Here is a 16993-nt window from a genome sequence, read left to right on the forward strand (position 1 = left end):
TTGCAGAGTCCAGAGACAGAGTCTCTGGTGGGGTTTGGGGCAAAGCCCCAATATCCAACAGCTATGAGGTGAAAAATGAAAAGCAAGGGACTCTTCGGTAAGAAGTATCTTGACATACAACTCCGCGAGAGTGAAATAGGCCCACTTGACGAAGACCACGTATTGGTAAAGGTCAAGGCATGCGGCGTGTGTGGAACCGACATCAACTTCGTACGTGACTGGGACGATGAATCAATGCCGCTGGGCCACGAGATATCGGCTGAGGTTGTAGAAGTCGGCAAGAATGTGACATCTGTAAAGCCCGGCGACTGCGTAATAGTGGAAGACTGCTCTATGTGCGGAGTTTGCGAGGACTGCAAGAGCGGCAACCCGCAGTTTTGCCGCAATATGTATGACATGGAAGGCCAGCCCGGCATGGGCGAGTATATGTCTGTGCGCTTCAACAGCCTGAACAAGTATGACGGTCTGGATCATGTGTCGGCGTGTCTCACTGAGCCACTTGCTGTATCACTGACGGCGGTGCTCAATGCGGACATCCCGCTCGGCGGCAAAGTGGCTGTGCTTGGAAACGGTCCACTGGGTCTAATGGCCGCAAGGCTCGCCAAACTGAAGGGAGCCAGTTTTGTTGCTATAACCGGCTTGGTTGCCGACAATGCGCGTGAGAGCGCTCGCTTTAAGCTTGCGAAAAAGTTCGGCATAGATATGTCTATAGAAGTAGGGAAGCAGAGTGTGGGGGATGAGGTCCTGTCTAAATTCCCCAAAGGTGTGGACAGGGTGATTGTCACATCACCTCCTCAGAGCATGCTCGATGCATTCAAGATAATCAAGTTTGGGGGGCTGATTACGTTTCTTGGTCTGCACTTTGGCGGCAAGAACAAGATCGAGGTAGATGTAAATGACCTCATCTTCCGGAAGATTAGGATGATCCCCACATTTGCAGAGCCGGCCATCAACTTCCCGATTTCAAACCGTCTGCTGCGTGATGGCTTGGTAAATGCTGAAGACCTGGTCACCACCACATTTGGTTTTGACGATGCCAAGACCGTGATGACCTCGGTCGTCGACGGAAGCGGACCGATCATAAAAGCTGTTATGGTTCCGTGAGTTGTTGACATGTTGCGTCCGGTCAGTTACAATGCCACTGGTGAGGTTGTTTAACTAACCGGACGCCGGGCATGCCTTTATCAAGCAGAAAAATAAGGTTCAAAGCAATCCTCTGGCTGCTGCCCTATGTGATTTTATGCATAGGTGGTCCACTTATGCACACTTGCTCATGTGATAGTCTGCAAGTGTGCACAAAATACACCTCAGCAAACGCCGATCCCATTCATTATTCATCCAGTTGGACTACCTCAAATCATCACCGTCAATGTGCTGTTTGCTCATTGGCAAGGACAAGTGTAAGTGAGCCCATCTTATCGCCAGACTATGCTCCGTCCGATGAGATCGTTTTATCATTCCCTACAAAACTATCCTTGCTGCATGATGCAATACTTCCAAAAAAGTCTTCTCGCGGCCCTCCACATTACTAGTTTCCCTTTATCCAATAATTCCAACAACTTTCTCGCTTTGCAGATAGACGAAACACTATTCGCAAAGCGAACAATCGTGCACAAATACGGGAGATATAGCAATGAGACTCACGATAGCAATACTCTTGTGCGTGTCTTTGTTTGCCTGCGGCGTAATGGCTCAGGATTCTCAGGACACACAGGAAACCATAACTGTTACAAAATTTCAATTTGACTTGCTCAATGAAAAGGTAGAGCAAATGCAGCAGGAGCTTGATGAACTCAAAGCGGGTCAGCAGTCCGATTCGATCCTCCAGACTGAGCCTGCTGACACTCAGGCAAATGAAGGCGGCAGGCACCTTGCTCTGCCTGATATAAGCCTAATCGTGCAGGCAAAAGGCAAGCTTACTGACGACAAGAATGACCCGGATAGACAAAAAATCCTGCTTTCAGAAGCCGAACTGGGCATACAGGGGTATGTGTATCCAAATGTCAAGGCGGATGCATTCTTTACGTCAAGCCCTGCCGAAGATGAACCCTTTGGTGTCGAAGAGGCATATTTGACCTATCTCGGCATAGGTAAAGGCCTTAATTTCAACGTTGGCAAAAAACATGTTGCGTTCGGGCGTACAAACCTGCTTCACTGTCATTCCTGGCTATACACACGCCAGCCGACTGTGATCAGCAATTTTGTATCTCCTGAGAGTCTTACAGGTCAGGGTATGAGCGTCAGTTATGTAATTCCGACCAATCTTAACCTTTTTGCCCAGCTTGATCTCGGCGCATGGGCAAACGGCAGTGAAGGTGAGCCATCCGATCTTCCTGATATAGTGACTGGTCCCGGTGCCAATATGACCAACAGGTTCAGCACTGCGAGGCTCTGGACAAGTTATCCGACAAGCGTAAACAGTGAGCTGGAGCTTGGCGGATCATGGGCAGGTGGAAAGTCTAGTGAGGATCCGGTTACCCTTGAGACAGACTATGTTCATCTTAGGGGAATTGACATCAGCTACAGGCATTTCGGCCAGGGCACTAACCGAACATTGCTGCGCAGCGAATATTTCTGGCGCAGCGGCACCACCGATTCAAGTGACGCAACCGCAAAGGGATACTATATCTTCGGCAACTATCGCTGGAACAAATACGGCAGCATCGGCTTGCTCTATGATTGGAATGAATTTCCACAGGCAGTAGATATGCATGAGTCATCTGTGTCCTTGATTCTCACGAAGCAATTCTCGGAGCAGTATTATGTCCGTCTTCAAGCAATACATGGCTGCCGACCGGACTGCGACTCTTATAATGAGTGCTGGCTGCAATGGGTGTGGGGTGTCGGTCCGCATACTCACAATTTGGAGTAATCGCACCATATGTAACACACGGAACAGACCAGAGCATGAAAGGAAATAAAAAATGAAAGTATTAATGCGCACAGCTTTAATATTAGCGCTTCTTTGCATTGCGACATCAGCAATTGCCGCGATAAATATCGTGGCGTCCACACCCGAGCTTGCAGATATTGCCAAACAGGTAGGCGGCAGCAAGGTCCATGTTTATTCGATAGCCAAGGCAAACCAGGATTATCATATGATCGAACCAAGGCCGTCTGATGTATCAAAAATTGCGCGTGCCGATATGGTCGTGCGCGTTGGCCTTGATCTGGATTTGTGGTTTGATGCTCTTTCCAATGCTGCGGGTAATCCGAAAGTGAGGCTAGGCGCTCGTGGTTATGTGGATGCATCCGAAGGTATAAAGAAGCTCGAGGTTCCCAAAGGTCAGATTACAGGTGCTTCCGGTGATATTCATGTCTGCGGAAATCCTCACTATTTCTATGATCCTGAGAACGCAAAGATAATAGCGAACAACATCTTGGAATGTCTGGAAAGAGTCTCGCCAAGTAATAAGTCCGTCTTCATAGACAATTATAAGGATTTCACAGAGAAGATTGACAACAAGATGGGTCAATGGAAGAAAGAACTTGCCCCATATAAAGGCGAATATGTTGTGACCTATCACCAGAGCGCCATCTATTTTCTGCGCCGGTTCGGCCTGAAGGCATTCGGCACATTGGAGGTTAAACCAGGAATTCCGCCGTCTGCTTCACATATATCGAGCCTGATAAAGCGTATGAAAAACGATCATGTTAAGTCTGTAGTTATTGAGTCGATTTATCCAAAGCGTTTTCCAGACCTTATTAAAAGGCAGACAGATGCAAAATATCAGGTTGTGCCTTATTCGGTCGGCTCGATGGGCACAAAGAGTTACATTGACCTGATCGATACGTGGGTCGACAAATATATACTGGCTCTGCGTTAATTGCAGATATATTCAGCAATACAGTGGTCCGGGCTCTGCCTGGACCACTGTACCTCAAGCAAGAAAGAAATAATCATGTTGAACCTTGAAAAGAAGAAATCACAAAAGGTTGAGATGCTCTCATTCAGCCATGCCGACTTGGGCTATGGCAAAAACAGAGTGCTATGTGACCTCAATTTTGTGCTCAACGAAGGGGACTTTCTGGGAATAGTCGGGCCGAACGGAACCGGCAAGACGACTATGCTCAAATCAATGCTGGGAATTCTCAAGCCACTGGCAGGGCAAATAAATAGAAAGCGCGACGTCAGATTTGGATATGTGCCTCAGAGACAGTTTATAGATGAAGTCTTTCCCCTAACCGTTATGGATATTGCTCTTATGGGCAGATATCCTCTGCTTGGAGCAATCAGACGTCCATCGAAGCGTGACAGAGAATATTCGCTGGAGTGTCTTGACCATGCGGGAATAGCCGATCTGGCGGGTAAGTCATATAGAGAACTCAGTGGTGGTCAGAAACAGCGTGCGCTTATCGCCCGTGCTCTTGCAGCTGAGCCGAAAGTCATGATCCTTGACGAGCCGACTAACGATATGGACATTGCCAGCGAGCATGCAATAATGGAGCTTCTGAGCGAACTGCACGAAGCCGACAATATCACGATTGTAATGGTCAGTCATCTGCTGAATGTTGTCATTAATTATGTAAAGAGACTTGCCCTAATAGACGGCGGCCTGCGAATGATAGGCGATATCGACGAGGTCCTTTCATCGAAAAACCTTCCGGACATATACGAGATCGGATTGGAAGTAGGAACATTCGGCGGACGGCGAGTTATAGTTACAGGAGGCAAAGATGCTTAGCGCTTTTCACGATTCATTTCTCCAGATAGCATTAGCAGCCAGCCTGATAGTGGGAGCAGTATGCGCGTATCTTGGTGTGTACGTAGTGCTGCGGCGGATAGTCTTTGTCGGGGCGGCTCTGGCTCAAGTGTCGAGCGCTGGAGTTGGCCTGGCTCTTTGTACGGGCTATAGTCCATCTATTGTTTCCCTTATTCTTACACTTGGCGGAGTGGCGGCATTTTCAGTCAAATCCAAAGACCGCCGGACCACTCAGGAAAGCCTTATTGGAATCGGCTACGCGCTGGCATCCGCATTGGCTGTGCTATTTGTTGCAAAAAGCGCCCAGGGCGAGGGCCGGATGCTGGATGTGCTCTCAGGCAATATACTCACTGTAACTCCGGGTCAGGTTTGGCTTATGGCATGTGCAGGCATAGCTTCAATAGCCGTGCACTCGCTGCTGAGCAAACAATTTCTATTCTCTATGTTTGACCCGGAGACTGCCCGAGCTTGCGGAATCAAATCTGGATGGTGGGACCTTTTGTTCTTCCTGATCTTGGGTGTAATAATCTCACTGGCAATCCGGCTTGCAGGTACACTGCTTGTATTTGCATTCCTGGTGATCCCAGCGGTTACGGGTCTGCTTGTGAGCCAGCGTTTGAGCGGAATATATATTGTGGCACTAGGATCGTCCGCCATAGCGACGGTTTGCGGACTATATGCGTCTTTCCAGATGGACCTGCCTTCAGGACCTGCTATTGTCGCCTGTCTGTTTGTCCTACTGATTGCAGGATGGCTGATATCCAAATTCAGGCACTAGCCCGCATAATACGGGCTAGATCAGTTATTGTGGGGTTCCTGCAAGATTTTCCAGCGCACGAAAGTTACGGGAACGTTGAACCATGCGCGCTTGGAGTTTGCGGGAGCTCTATTTATAATCACTTTCTTTTCATTCGGGTTTGCTTCGATCCATCTGTCCTTCCCAAGATAAATGAGGATGTGAATTCCGTTTCTGGCGACAGCCATATCTCCCGATTCAAGCCTGGAAGTGTCATACCCGGCAAGTTTTGCTGCTTTGCCGATTGTTTTTGTATAGCCATAATTACCATTCAATATTGCTTCGACGCTCAAATCTCGCCACCAGAACTTCCAGAAATCCTTGCCCATCAGTTCCGGGTTAAACTCACGTACACCCTCGATCAACATAGCCTGCCACAGTGCGCTCCTCGCAAGACCCGAGCTGTCTATCCCGCTGGTTGTCTCGCCGCCCCGGACATAGCGAGTACCGTCGAATTTCATCAGTCGCTTGACATATGTCGACCGAAGCAGAGGCACGTTAGGTTGTCTGTTTGCCAGAACCATCCAAACCACAAACAGTGCTATGAAGAAAAGGCCGGGGTAGAGCACTTTGGGGTGCGAGCCAGGTAACTTAATAATATAAATCAAGGCTGTAAACAAGCCGAAAAGCAACGTGCCGACCAGCAATAGCCTTACTCCGGTCGTCATTGTTGCCACTCTAATGGTTATCGCAGTGGCTGCCAGTAATCCGACAAAGATCCATGCACAAAGCCTGCGAAACGGCATTGCCGGCCTTACATTATTGGTTGGCTCCAATTTACTCATCATTGAGTCTACGATCTATCTACACCTTATTGTTCCGGGCTATGAAGGAGATCATAGTTTGGTAAGCACGTATAGTGAGCTGAATACATCAGAGATCACTTTAGTTACCGTACCGGCTCTTTCCCATTTCTTTGCGATATCGATGAGTCCTGAGTTTGGAACGACAATAATGTCGCCTGCATTCACAGACTTAACATCGGCCTTAGGCAATGCGTCTCCATTTGGACGTACGACAACCACATTACCACGTGCGGCGTCCTGAGCATAACCGCCTGATCGTTTTATATAATAATCGACACCTTGACCAGTGTTTGCCGCAAATGAGTGCGGATGCAGTACTGATCCTATCACAGTGACAACTGTAGTAATTTTTGGAATGTGTATTCTGTCTCCATTCCGAAGAGCTAGGTTATTGGGAGAATTTGAATCTTTAAGCGCGCTCACCAAGTCTATGGATATCCTTGCGCTTGTGATCTGCGGCATTTGCGATTTATACTCAGCCGAATTGTCAAGATTTTGCTCATCAACGGGTGCTCCCATCGCACTGAGCTGGTCGGGCTGCTTTTCTTTTGCCAGTGCCTGTATGACTTCTTCTGCCTTCTGATTATATTCTGCATTTGCCGACATGCTTGCCTGAGCCAGTTCGTCTTGCGTCTTTAAGTCCCCATGTACATCTGCAGGCTTTGTTAGATCATCAGAATTTTTGTTGGTGGAAAGTATAAAGTTTTCCGGCAGTTTAACACCCATCTGAGCAAGTTGGGTAAGGAACTGCTTGTCGGCAAAGAGTCTGGACTTATCAAGGATAATATCCGAATCCTGGTTCTGGTGTTCATTTTCGAATGTATCTTTATTTCTCAGGAACAGAAGACCGTTTACATCAGCATATTGAGTCAATCCGCCTGCTCTCTTAATTAAGTCAGTCAACTTATCATCCGGGCCGGTCAGCACATAAGGTCCGGGTTTTGCTACCTCTCCATCTATAAAGACAACATTTGGTTCGCGCAAATATGGATTGACGGATGGAACGGTCACAACGTCGAGGTCGCCTAAAAGTATATCTGCTTTACTGTTCGGTTTTAATTCAGCGACTCTTATTTTATTGACCACACTGCAACCGAGCTGCGACAAGTGTGCTACCTCTATAGAGTCAGCCGCTTCAGGCATCAGACCCCCAGCCAAAAATATGAGGTCGCTGACCCGCATATTCTCGGACCTTGTGTATGTTCCTGCCTTCTGAACAGCTCCTTCAATACGGACGGTATGGTTTTGCCATTGGACTTCATCGTGAGTGTAGATTGTCAATTTATCTCGATCTTGCAATTCCACATTTGCATCAGTATCGCCGCTTAATGCCGCCTGCAGGTCAACTCTAATCAGGCTTGTTGTGTTATCAGGCTTTGTGCGGAAAAGATCAGCACGCTGCAAATAGGCTTGTGGTAACACACCACCACCGGCCGCGATGGCATCGCTTACTCTCATACCTCCGCTTCGTTTGTATGTACCCGGACGAGCAACGCAGCCTATCAATGAAACCAGCTTAGGTTGAAACGCAACTTGGTCTGGGGAATAAACAAACACTCGATCCAGTTTATGCAATTCGATATTATTGCTTATGTCATCATTCAAGGCTTTGTCGAGATTGAAAGAAATTATCTGGGTTCCCTTGAGTGGCTCAATCCGCAAAACATCGGCTCTTGGTCCATATACTTCTTTATCCTTTACCAGACCCTGTGCCATCCTGATCAGTTCGCTGACCCGCATGCCCTCTTTGAAACCATACATTCCCGGCACACCCACAAGTCCATTTATTTCGACCTGATTGGTGGGGTCTTGTCTGACTGTCGAGATGATGACTTGGTCACCCGGCTGCAGAGTGAATGATGATTTTCCGTCTATGTTTTCGCTCAACAGCACCCTGTATTCGCCATTTTCAACACGTTCTACTTGAACACTCTTTAGAAAACCGCCCGGTTTCGTACCCCCTGCCATTTTAATTGCTTGCCCGAGGGTTATTGGGAAATCCGGTTCATAGCGTCCTGGACGAATCACCTCACCACTTACCACAACTGTCGGACCCACTGGATAAATAAATATTGAATCTCCGCCTTTGAGGATGACGTCCTTGTCTTTGTTGCCTTTCAGAACAAAATCGTATAGATCAATATTCTGCGCTGGGTGGCCACTTCTCAGAAGCGATATATGCCGCATTGACCCGGTCTTTTTTGGACCGCCTGCTTGATAAAGAGCGTTTGTAACGGTTGCCAGGCCGTTAAGCACATAGGTTCCTGGTCTGACTGCATCACCTGTTACCTGTATCTGAACCGGCGACATGGCCTGGACAATAACATCCACCGTTAACTGTCGGAATCTGGATGATATCCTTCCTGCCAACACTTTCTGCAGGCTTAATGCGGTTCGACCAGCAGCTGCCACTCGTCCTGCTCCGGGCAGTGTTATGTCTCCGAGATTGTCCACCTGGCGTGAATACTCATCCTGAGCGCCCAGACTGCTGTGGACAACAATAAGAAGAGTATCACCTTTTCTAATGACATAATTATCCGGCACTTGTCTGTTATCCAGCGATGCAACTGGTGGTGGGCTCTGGAAAAAATCCATTCCGAAGACGTCCCAATCGCTGTTCCAGCGTCGGCTTAGTATCTCCATAGACAGATCGCATTCGAACATCTTGTCCTGGAGCTGCTCACGCTGCAGTCGTGTAAGTGGGGAGAGTGTAGTAATATCTATCTTACTAAGTTCGGTTTCAGCTGCCTTAATATCTCTGGTTAAGCGGTCCATGTCTTCCTGCATAGGTCGATATGTTTGTCTACGCAGAGCGTCAATGCGGGTTGTAATGTCTTCAAGCACACCCTTTATATCCGCCATTTTCTGCTGGATCAATACTTCTGATTCCTGTAACTTCTCGGCATTTGTTTGCTCAGCAACAGCACCTTCCACAAACATGGGGCGTTGGTTCTGGTTGGTGGTGTTTGTCCCGATTCGAGTTTGATTCGTTGGTTGGCCGGCAGGGTTATTTGTTATATTGGCGGCCGGGACAACATGAGCAATAATGAGGAGAGTGATACTTAGTAGAAAGGCGTTGATGTGCTTCATATCTTTACTCACATACTATTGAATTAGGATGGGCTTTCATTCAGCGGAACGAACCTCAACCTGGGTAGATTATATGAGGCAAGAGTGCAGGTGTCAAGGAAACAGTTTACCCGTATTATGCGTGAAGCACATAATACGGGTCTCCGATAGCATTATTCACGTTCCTAAGCAATTTACGGTCAGTAAATTGCACGTTTGTATGTGGTTTTACTGGTGTGAAAAACTATAGTGATATACAAGCGACCAACCGTGATTTACTTAGTGAATAATGCGGGTGGTTGTCTGCTTCCATTTTTCAGATGTGCGTAGTATGGTATACTAAATATAGAGCTTTTTGCCGGGAGATATCGGCTTGAGACTGCGTTTGATCTTAATAATTCCTCTTTTGATTCTTGTTTCCTCAGCGGCTTTTGCCGACGAACCTATGTCGGTAAAAGAGTATTTGTCGCTGCGAAAGAAACTGCTCACCAAATTGCCATTGTCCACATTGCGCGCAGATTCCGGTTCATATATTGGCAAGGTTTTTGAGATTAGGGGTACAGTGTCCGGGTACTCAGAAAACTCAAGCGGCAGCAGTCTTATCATCACGGCACGAAATAATGGCTCATTTATAGTGAGTACGGACAGGTTGCCGTCTGAAAACCCACCTCTTGAGCTTGCATGCCTCGTGCGGATAGGCGATGGCTCGACTCACTCACTCTCGGATCTGCGGCTTGTCGCATGCACGTATGATATCGACTTGAAAAGGCGCGAGCAGGCAACAAACAAAGATGAGGAGACAAAAATTGTTAAGGCCGAAGCGGCTAGGGTCAAGGCAACAAAATCGGATAAGAAAAAGGACAAGCAAGACGGCAAGCAAGTGACGTACGAAGAATTTGTAGCTGCTTACAAGAATGCGATCAAGAGTTTCAACAAGAAACTCTCAGAAGCCCAGGCAGACAAAATTGCAAGGAGCGTGGTCGGATTCGGCTTGAAATATCAAGTGGACCCCAGACTTGTATGCGCAGTTATTCTGGCCGAGTCACATTTCAGGATCGATGCAACTTCTCGGTGCGGTGCTCAGGGTCTGGGACAACTAATGCCGGGCACAGCGGCTGGTCTTGGCGTCAATAATGCATACGACCCGGTGGAAAACATATACGGCTCTGTTCGATATATCCGAAGTATGATCGACAGGATGGTCGGCGGTAAAGCTTGGTCTGAACTTACCTGGAATGACCTTGCTATTGCACTGGCTGCCTATAATGCCGGTCCCGGCGCAGTCAAAAAGCATGGTGGAGTGCCTCCATATAAAGAGACTCAGAATTATGTGCGCAGGGTCGTTTCGATATATAAGCAGCTCTGCGGGGTAAAATGAAATGAGCGGAGCAGTACATGCTTTGATCGGCGCGGCAATAGGATCACTTGTAAAAAGCAAAGCTGGCGCGTTTGCCGGTGGAGTTGCCTCACATATTCTCGCAGATGTGCTGCCACACAGGGATTTTGATGCTTGCGTGGAAGTTCCGCTTATGGCGGGGACGCTTGCAGCAATTGCCAAACTTAATGGAATTGGTTCACCAGAGTTTTTGGGAGCACTTGGAGCAATTGTCCCTGACGCCGAGCATGCGCTTTCAATTGCAGGACTTATTACTTGTGAGCAAAAATTTTTTCCCACCCACATAAACGACGGCAAGTATCATGGTTCGGACAGCGGTGAGCATTTGAGCCAGACTCTGATTGCTCTTATAGCGGCATGTATTGTCGCTGTCTGCTCCGACGACAGCACCCCCGGCAAATAGCCTCATCTTTTCCGTCTTGATTGCAACATTGCAGTTCCGAGAGGAATTGTCTCTCCGTGCATAGAACCTATTTTGAGATGGCTATAAAATGTCCGAAAGTCAAAAAGGCCCTGCTTTGCATATGCGTGTCAACAGCGATGGTCATCACCATTTTGGTAGGCGCACGTCTGTGGGTACATATATCGACACGTAATCAAGTCCGCACACATATTGCTGCGATGCCTCACGGTAAAATTGCGCTTGTCCTTGGTGCCAAGGTCCATAAAAACGGCAAGCCTGCAACACTTTTAGCCGACCGTCTGAACACGGCCATCAGGTTGTATCAAGCAGGCAGGGTGGATAAACTGCTCATGTCCGGCGACAACCGTTTTACTCATTACAACGAACCTCAGCGAATGCGTGACTACGCAGTAAGTCACGGTGTTGCTCCTGATGATGTTGTGATGGATTTTGCGGGAAGGCGGACTTATGACTCCATCTATAGGGCAAAACATATTTTTGGGCTGAGCAGCATTGTAATAGTCAGCCAGCGCTCGCATGTAGAGAGGGCACTTTTCATATCAAAACGTATTGGTATTGATGCTTGCGGAGTGCCTGCGGATGTTAAGAGCCATTGGAATGCGCGCATGTCTTTTAGAGAATTGCCAGCCTGCTTCAGCGCGGTAATTGATGTATATGTCAGGCATCCGAAGCCTGTAATGGGAAGAAAAGAGAGAATTTGAAACTGAAAACTTTTTCCAGAGCGCTATTTGCATTACTGATAATACTATGGGCATTTCCAGCATATGCGGACAGCAGCGCGGCAAGCGTGGTCTCTGACCTGACAGGGCCATTAATCTTGGCCGGTGAGCTTAGTCTGTATTATTCCGGCACAAATGGCAGACAGGAAGCCGTTGATGGGGCTAAAGCGCTGTTTGCAACCGCAGCAATTACAGAGCTTCTAAAGCATACGGTCCATGAAAAGCGACTCGAAAGCAATGAAGATGACAGTTTCCCCAGTGCGCACACCGCAGTCGTGTTTGCTATGGCAACTACACTTGCAGACTACCAACCCGATATCAAGTGGGCGGCATACGGCACTGCATCTGCAATCGGGTGGTCACGCGTAGAGGAAAGGGAGCACCGGTGGAGAGATGTTATTGCCGGCGCGCTCATAGGTCATTATGTGGCACGGCATTTCACCGGCAGTCATGTCGCAATAACTCCAGGCGGCCTGGCATACCAGACCGTCTGGTAACTTCTACTTAATAGGCTCCAGGCTGTCTAGAATTTCCTGAAGGCTTAAATCGGCTGCGCACATAGTCTCATCAGCCGCGCCATAGTAAATGGTCACAACATCGCCCCGCAGCAAAGCCCCGCATGTGAAGACAACATTGCCCTTAAACCCATTCACCTCATATGAAGCTTCGGGTTCCAGAATGGGAGCCGGGCTTTTTGCAATCACCTTCTCGGGATAGTCTTTGTCCATCAGCAGAGCACCCAGGCAGTAGCGGTCGCCCTCCGTGGCCGCATGATAGATTGCCAGCCAGCCACTTTCAGTCATAAAAGGCACTGCGCCGCCGCCGAGCCTGCCACCCTCCCATGTGCCTTCAGCGCAGGCAAGCATAAACTTATGTTCTCCCCAGTGGACCATATCTTCGGAGTATGCGATCCACATATTTGGAGAACCGATGAACCTGGGAAACGGCCTGTGCATCAGGGCATACTTACCACGCACCCGTGACGGAAAGAGCAAACCGTCCATATTCTCCGGAGCCAGAATTACCCCATGCTTTTGCCAGGTTATGAAATCTTTCGTGCTGGCAAGGCATTGAGTGATTCCAGTGGGTGCGACACCTTTATAGACCACGTAATAAGTATCGTCCAGCTTTGTTATCCTGGGGTCCTCGACGCCGTATGCCTCGTATTCTTGATCTGGAGCAATTGCGGGCTTCTCGTCAACAGTAAAATGAACACCGTCTCTACTGCGGGCGATCCTGAAGTGAGATATCGAAGTGAGGTACACTTTGCCTGGAAACTCGACAATACGTGGGTCAGCCAGGTTAATGCCGTCAGCTTTTGAACTGAAGGAAAGTACCTTCTGCCTGGCAGTGCCTTCCTCGAAGTCTATAATCGGGACCAACACCAGGTCAGGCTCGTGATTTATCGGTCTTTCAGCCACGCGCATAAGAAGGATTATCTCATCGCCGTGCTCGATCACACCTGCGTTAAACGCACATAGGACTTCAAAGTTCGGCAAAGACGGCTTTACATCCGATGGCTTTATCAGCGGGTTTTCGGGATATCGCCTGATGTTCATATTAATTATCTCATCTCCTGGCCGCCTGTGACGTTGATCGCTTGGCCGGTCATATAGCTTGCCTGGTCTGAAGCAAGGAATGTGACCACATTTGTGATATCATCATAGGTGCAGCTGCGCCCAAGTGGGACCTGGTCCATATATTTCTTTTTTACTTCTTCGATTGATATGCCTTGAGTCTCGGAATACTGCTTGAAGAGACTGTTTTGCCAGAGTGTGCCCTCGAGCAGGTTGCCCGGGCAGACAGAGTTCACACGCACACCATGAGGAGCCATCTCCAGGGCAAGGCTCTGAGTGAGGCCGATGCCGCCGAATTTGCTGGCTGCATACGCCGAGTTGCGGAAAGAGCCTTTCTTTCCGGACTTGGAGTTGACCTGAACAATGTTTCCGCTCTTTTGTTTCATCATGATCTGGCAGGCATGCTTCGCGCAGATCATATATCCGACCAGATTGACCTCCATCACCATTCTCCACTCGCTGACGGGAAACTCCTCGATGGCATGCGCCTTAAGGATTCCGGCGTTCGAGACTAGCACGTCCAGCCGACCGAAGTCTTGTTCGATCTTCTCCATTGTGGAATGGACCTCAAAATCATCCGTGACGTTCATCTTGATGCCCTGTGTCTTTACACCATATTCATTGGCGATGTTCTCGGCAGTCGCCTTGGCGCCGTCCTCGTTGATGTCCGCTACGAGCACTGTTGCTCCCTCGGAGGCAAACCTCTTGCTTATTGCTTCACCAAGGCCCTGTGCCCCACCGGTGACCAGCACTATTTTCTTATCAAACCTTGCTTCACACATTGTAATTGCCTTTCTTATTAAACCTCCAGACAAGTTACCTAGAGGGATATCATTTCCAAACAGAAGTTATATCTCCAACTTGCTCTTGAGCAGCTCTTCCTCTGCTTCCGGTGTCCAGAATGTGCCGTCTTTGAGTTTTGCATAGACACTTGGAAGCACCTTGTCCAGATCAGTCAGAGCGGTAAGCGGCAGCTTTATATGTGGGAATATAACGGTCTTGCCGGGGAACTTCTGTGTTTTTACGGCCATCACACCATCTGCCATCGCATCGATACCACCGACTGCCGCCATGGAGCTTCGTGCGGGTAGTTCGCCTGATTCTGTATAAGCCAGTGTGTCCACCATGTCCTGCGGTCTGGAACCACTCGATCCAACGAACCGTGACCCGTTCAAATATGTAACGCTCAAGTCGATCGTGGCTATGGTCCCACGGGGAACCCCTGCAAAGATATTCATAAGACCGTCTTCAGCCAGATGCTTGACGGCTCCTGCGATCAATGCCGAAACAGGAGCCAGCACCACTACGTCATCGAAGCCTTTGCCGCCAGTCATTTCGTCGATGGCCTTTTGCTGAGCATCCATCCCGGCTTCCATGGGGTTCAAAAAGACCATCTCGATGCCGTTCGCTTTTGCCGCATCAGCCACGCCGGATTTGAGATAGTTCAAACGGGCGTTGTCCACGTCCGTGCATAGAATCTTCTTAGGACCGTTTGTCATTTTTGCTGCGCGCTGGACGTGCATCTGTCCCATCGGACCCGCCGCGCCTATAAACCAGGCCGTGCCACCGGGTGTAAACTCGCTGTCGCGGCTCCTTGAGTAGGCATCGGAGACCTTGTTGGACCTTGCGCCGATGTAGTCGATGTAGTCATAATGGACTCGACCGACATCCACCTGCAGCGGCCTGCTTATCGGCTTATCAGCCAAGATCGCCATGACGGCTTCGTGAGCAAGACAAGCGCTCAAGGCTTCGGCAAGCTCAGGACTGGGAGTGCCGAGCACAATCACATCGTTGAATCCCTTATCGCCGGTGCGTTCCTGCGAAAGAGCTTTGACTTGTTCTGGCTGGAGCTTGTCAATCTCGATGACTTCGGCGCTGCATCCTCCGCGTCCGCAGATTTTTGACTTCAGAGGATCACTCACACCCGCCAGGATAATCTTGCCGGGCGCACCGTTTGCACATATCGAGTCACCCAGTTCCCAGTTGCCATCCTCGACCTCGACGATCAAAGTGACTCCACCAGGTTGCAGACTCTTTCTCGGCTTGATCCGATATGACGCAACTACACAAGTCCACGGTTCTACAAGTGCCGCCTCAGCGTAACCGGTCTCGGGTTTCACAGGGATCAGATACGAACCCTCATCGCCATTCAACACAGGCTCACCGACAGTGACGAACTGCTCCATACCACCCGGCAGAGCATAACCAAAGGCTATATTTTTGCCCTTATAGTAGACATCGGCCTGCACGATAAAGCGGTCGCCCGGCTTGTATGTATCTCTATAGTTTGCACCCGCCTCGACTACAGTCAGGGAGACCTCATGGCCGGGCGTCACCGGCTCTTTTTGCATGTCACGACCGGTAATTCTCGGGTGACTCGAACCTTGGGTTATCAACTTTACGTCAGAAAAACAGATACCAATCGTGTCGACCCGCAGGAGCACCTCATCAGGTCCGGGTTTGGAAATTGGAAGCACATCCGTACCGTCCTTGCCGAAGTTCTCCACTCCTGCCTCGTGCATACGCCAGGCAAGGTTTTGCTCCGGCATCTTATAATCCAAAGCCTTATATTTGCTTATTACATCGCTCATAATTGCGCCATCCTTAAATAATCAATCTCAAATCCAAAATACTGAATTATTTGAATTGCTGCTGTCTGTATGCTTCATCAGGTCTTGTGTAGATCCGATTAACCTGTTCCTCAGTAAAATAGTTGATCCCACCGAACTGCATTGCGCCGCGCAATACGCGAGCGGTCTTGATCGCTTCAGCCGTAATAGCTTCGCATTCATGAGCAGTCTTGCCTATGGCAATGAGACCATGGTTTTGCATCATGATCATCTTGGGGTTGCAGCCATGCTTGTCCTGAAACTTAGTGACCTCAGTCCTGATTGTGCGGCCGAGCGTAAGACCCGGGTCAACGTAGTCGATCCAGACCGGCTCTATCCCGCAATAGACTATCTCATCCGGGAAGATGCGGCTCTTTACAATTTCCTTGCCCTTAACGCTGCAGGTAATCATGTTGACGGCGGTAGGATGGGTATGAGCCACAAAGTTTACTCCGGACAAACTCAGCAAATATCCATGAAAAGTAGTCTCGACAGAGGGTTTCAGAGGATTGGATTTATCGGCGCGAAGGTCGAACAGGGCATCTTTGATCTGATCGTCCGTAAGGTCCGGGCCGTCGAGCATTGCAAGCGCTCCCTTAAGGTCCACTTTAACAAACGTGTCGGCGCCTGAGCGCCCAAGGTATTTTCCGCTGCCCTTCACAAAGAACGCTTCGTCACTAATCTTCGCCGACGTATTTCCCTCACCGAGTATTACTGCATCAAGTTCGGGTTTGGCGATTTCAAGTGACATGCGGATCAGTTGATCGAGCACCATCTGTTCGTCCATATTCGATTTCCTCCAAGGTCCGTACAGCACATAGGGTCTTGCACTCAAGACCCATCGTATTCTACTAAATCCGGCACAATTAGTCCAGTGTTGTGAATTCTCATAGA

At 48.9% G+C, this 16993-nt stretch carries 15 protein-coding genes; 9 read left to right on the top strand and 6 right to left on the bottom strand.

What is annotated here, in order from left to right; translation table 11 throughout:
* The first annotated feature begins 75 nt into the window (after nt 1-75).
* The 5 genes from LLG46_01535 to LLG46_01555 all read left to right on the top strand — a co-directional run bounded on the left by LLG46_01535 (nt 76) and on the right by LLG46_01555 (nt 5481).
* Nucleotides 76-1104 (top strand): alcohol dehydrogenase catalytic domain-containing protein, encoded by a 1029-nt coding sequence (locus LLG46_01535; protein ID MCE5321976.1) that lies wholly within the window; start codon nt 76-78, stop codon nt 1102-1104.
* 529 nt (nt 1105-1633) lie between these two features.
* The gene (locus LLG46_01540) at nt 1634-2872 is read left to right on the top strand and encodes a hypothetical protein (protein ID MCE5321977.1); all 1239 of its coding nucleotides are present in this window, start codon (nt 1634-1636) and stop codon (nt 2870-2872) included.
* Nucleotides 2873-2924: 52 nt separating this feature from the next.
* Nucleotides 2925-3827, top strand: a complete 903-nt coding sequence (locus LLG46_01545; GenBank protein MCE5321978.1) for a metal ABC transporter substrate-binding protein — start codon at nt 2925-2927, stop codon at nt 3825-3827.
* 75 nt (nt 3828-3902) lie between these two features.
* Nucleotides 3903-4685 (top strand): metal ABC transporter ATP-binding protein, encoded by a 783-nt coding sequence (locus tag LLG46_01550; GenBank protein ID MCE5321979.1) that lies wholly within the window; start codon nt 3903-3905, stop codon nt 4683-4685.
* Nucleotides 4678-5481, top strand: a complete 804-nt coding sequence (locus LLG46_01555; protein MCE5321980.1) for a metal ABC transporter permease — start codon at nt 4678-4680, stop codon at nt 5479-5481. Before LLG46_01550 ends, LLG46_01555 begins: the two co-directional genes overlap by 8 nt.
* A 20-nt stretch (nt 5482-5501) precedes the next feature.
* Here the strand turns inward: LLG46_01555 and LLG46_01560 are convergent, their stop codons facing one another.
* Nucleotides 5502-6167: an NlpC/P60 family protein gene (locus LLG46_01560; protein MCE5321981.1), complete on the bottom strand. Its 666-nt coding sequence runs from the start codon at nt 6165-6167 to the stop codon at nt 5502-5504.
* 168 nt (nt 6168-6335) lie between these two features.
* Nucleotides 6336-9245 (bottom strand): SLBB domain-containing protein, encoded by a 2910-nt coding sequence (locus tag LLG46_01565; GenBank protein MCE5321982.1) that lies wholly within the window; start codon nt 9243-9245, stop codon nt 6336-6338.
* 514 nt (nt 9246-9759) lie between these two features.
* Between LLG46_01565 and LLG46_01570 the strand changes: the two genes are divergently transcribed.
* From LLG46_01570 to LLG46_01585, 4 genes are read left to right on the top strand one after another with little or no spacing between them, the layout of a single operon-like run.
* The gene (locus LLG46_01570) at nt 9760-10752 is read left to right on the top strand and encodes a lytic transglycosylase domain-containing protein (protein ID MCE5321983.1); all 993 of its coding nucleotides are present in this window, start codon (nt 9760-9762) and stop codon (nt 10750-10752) included.
* 1 nt (nt 10753) lies between these two features.
* Nucleotides 10754-11173, top strand: a complete 420-nt coding sequence (locus LLG46_01575; GenBank protein ID MCE5321984.1) for a hypothetical protein — start codon at nt 10754-10756, stop codon at nt 11171-11173.
* Between the two features lie 56 nt (nt 11174-11229).
* Nucleotides 11230-11895 carry a YdcF family protein gene (locus tag LLG46_01580; GenBank protein ID MCE5321985.1) on the top strand — a complete coding sequence of 222 codons (666 nt, stop codon included), beginning with the start codon at nt 11230-11232 and terminating at the stop codon, nt 11893-11895.
* The gene (locus tag LLG46_01585) at nt 11892-12410 is read left to right on the top strand and encodes a phosphatase PAP2 family protein (protein MCE5321986.1); all 519 of its coding nucleotides are present in this window, start codon (nt 11892-11894) and stop codon (nt 12408-12410) included. Before LLG46_01580 ends, LLG46_01585 begins: the two co-directional genes overlap by 4 nt.
* Nucleotides 12411-12413: 3 nt before the next feature.
* Here LLG46_01585 and LLG46_01590 read toward each other — a convergent pair whose 3' ends face one another.
* The 4 genes from LLG46_01590 to LLG46_01605 all read right to left on the bottom strand — a co-directional run bounded on the left by LLG46_01590 (nt 12414) and on the right by LLG46_01605 (nt 16886).
* Nucleotides 12414-13472 (bottom strand): glycoside hydrolase family 130 protein, encoded by a 1059-nt coding sequence (locus tag LLG46_01590; protein ID MCE5321987.1) that lies wholly within the window; start codon nt 13470-13472, stop codon nt 12414-12416.
* Nucleotides 13473-13477: 5 nt separating this feature from the next.
* On the bottom strand, nt 13478-14272 hold the full coding sequence (gene srlD / locus LLG46_01595) for a sorbitol-6-phosphate dehydrogenase (protein MCE5321988.1): 795 nt from the start codon (nt 14270-14272) through the stop codon (nt 13478-13480).
* Between the two features lie 66 nt (nt 14273-14338).
* Complete coding sequence (locus LLG46_01600) at nt 14339-16081, bottom strand: zinc-binding dehydrogenase (GenBank protein ID MCE5321989.1); 1743 nt, start codon at nt 16079-16081, stop codon at nt 14339-14341.
* A gap of 46 nt (nt 16082-16127) precedes the next feature.
* A complete protein-coding gene (locus LLG46_01605) occupies nt 16128-16886 on the bottom strand; it encodes a class II aldolase/adducin family protein (protein ID MCE5321990.1) in 759 nt (252 codons plus the stop codon).
* Nucleotides 16887-16993: the final 107 nt, after the last annotated feature.

The organism is bacterium, assembly GCA_021371935.1.
Taxonomy (GTDB): Bacteria; Armatimonadota; UBA5829; order UBA5829; family UBA5829; genus UBA5829.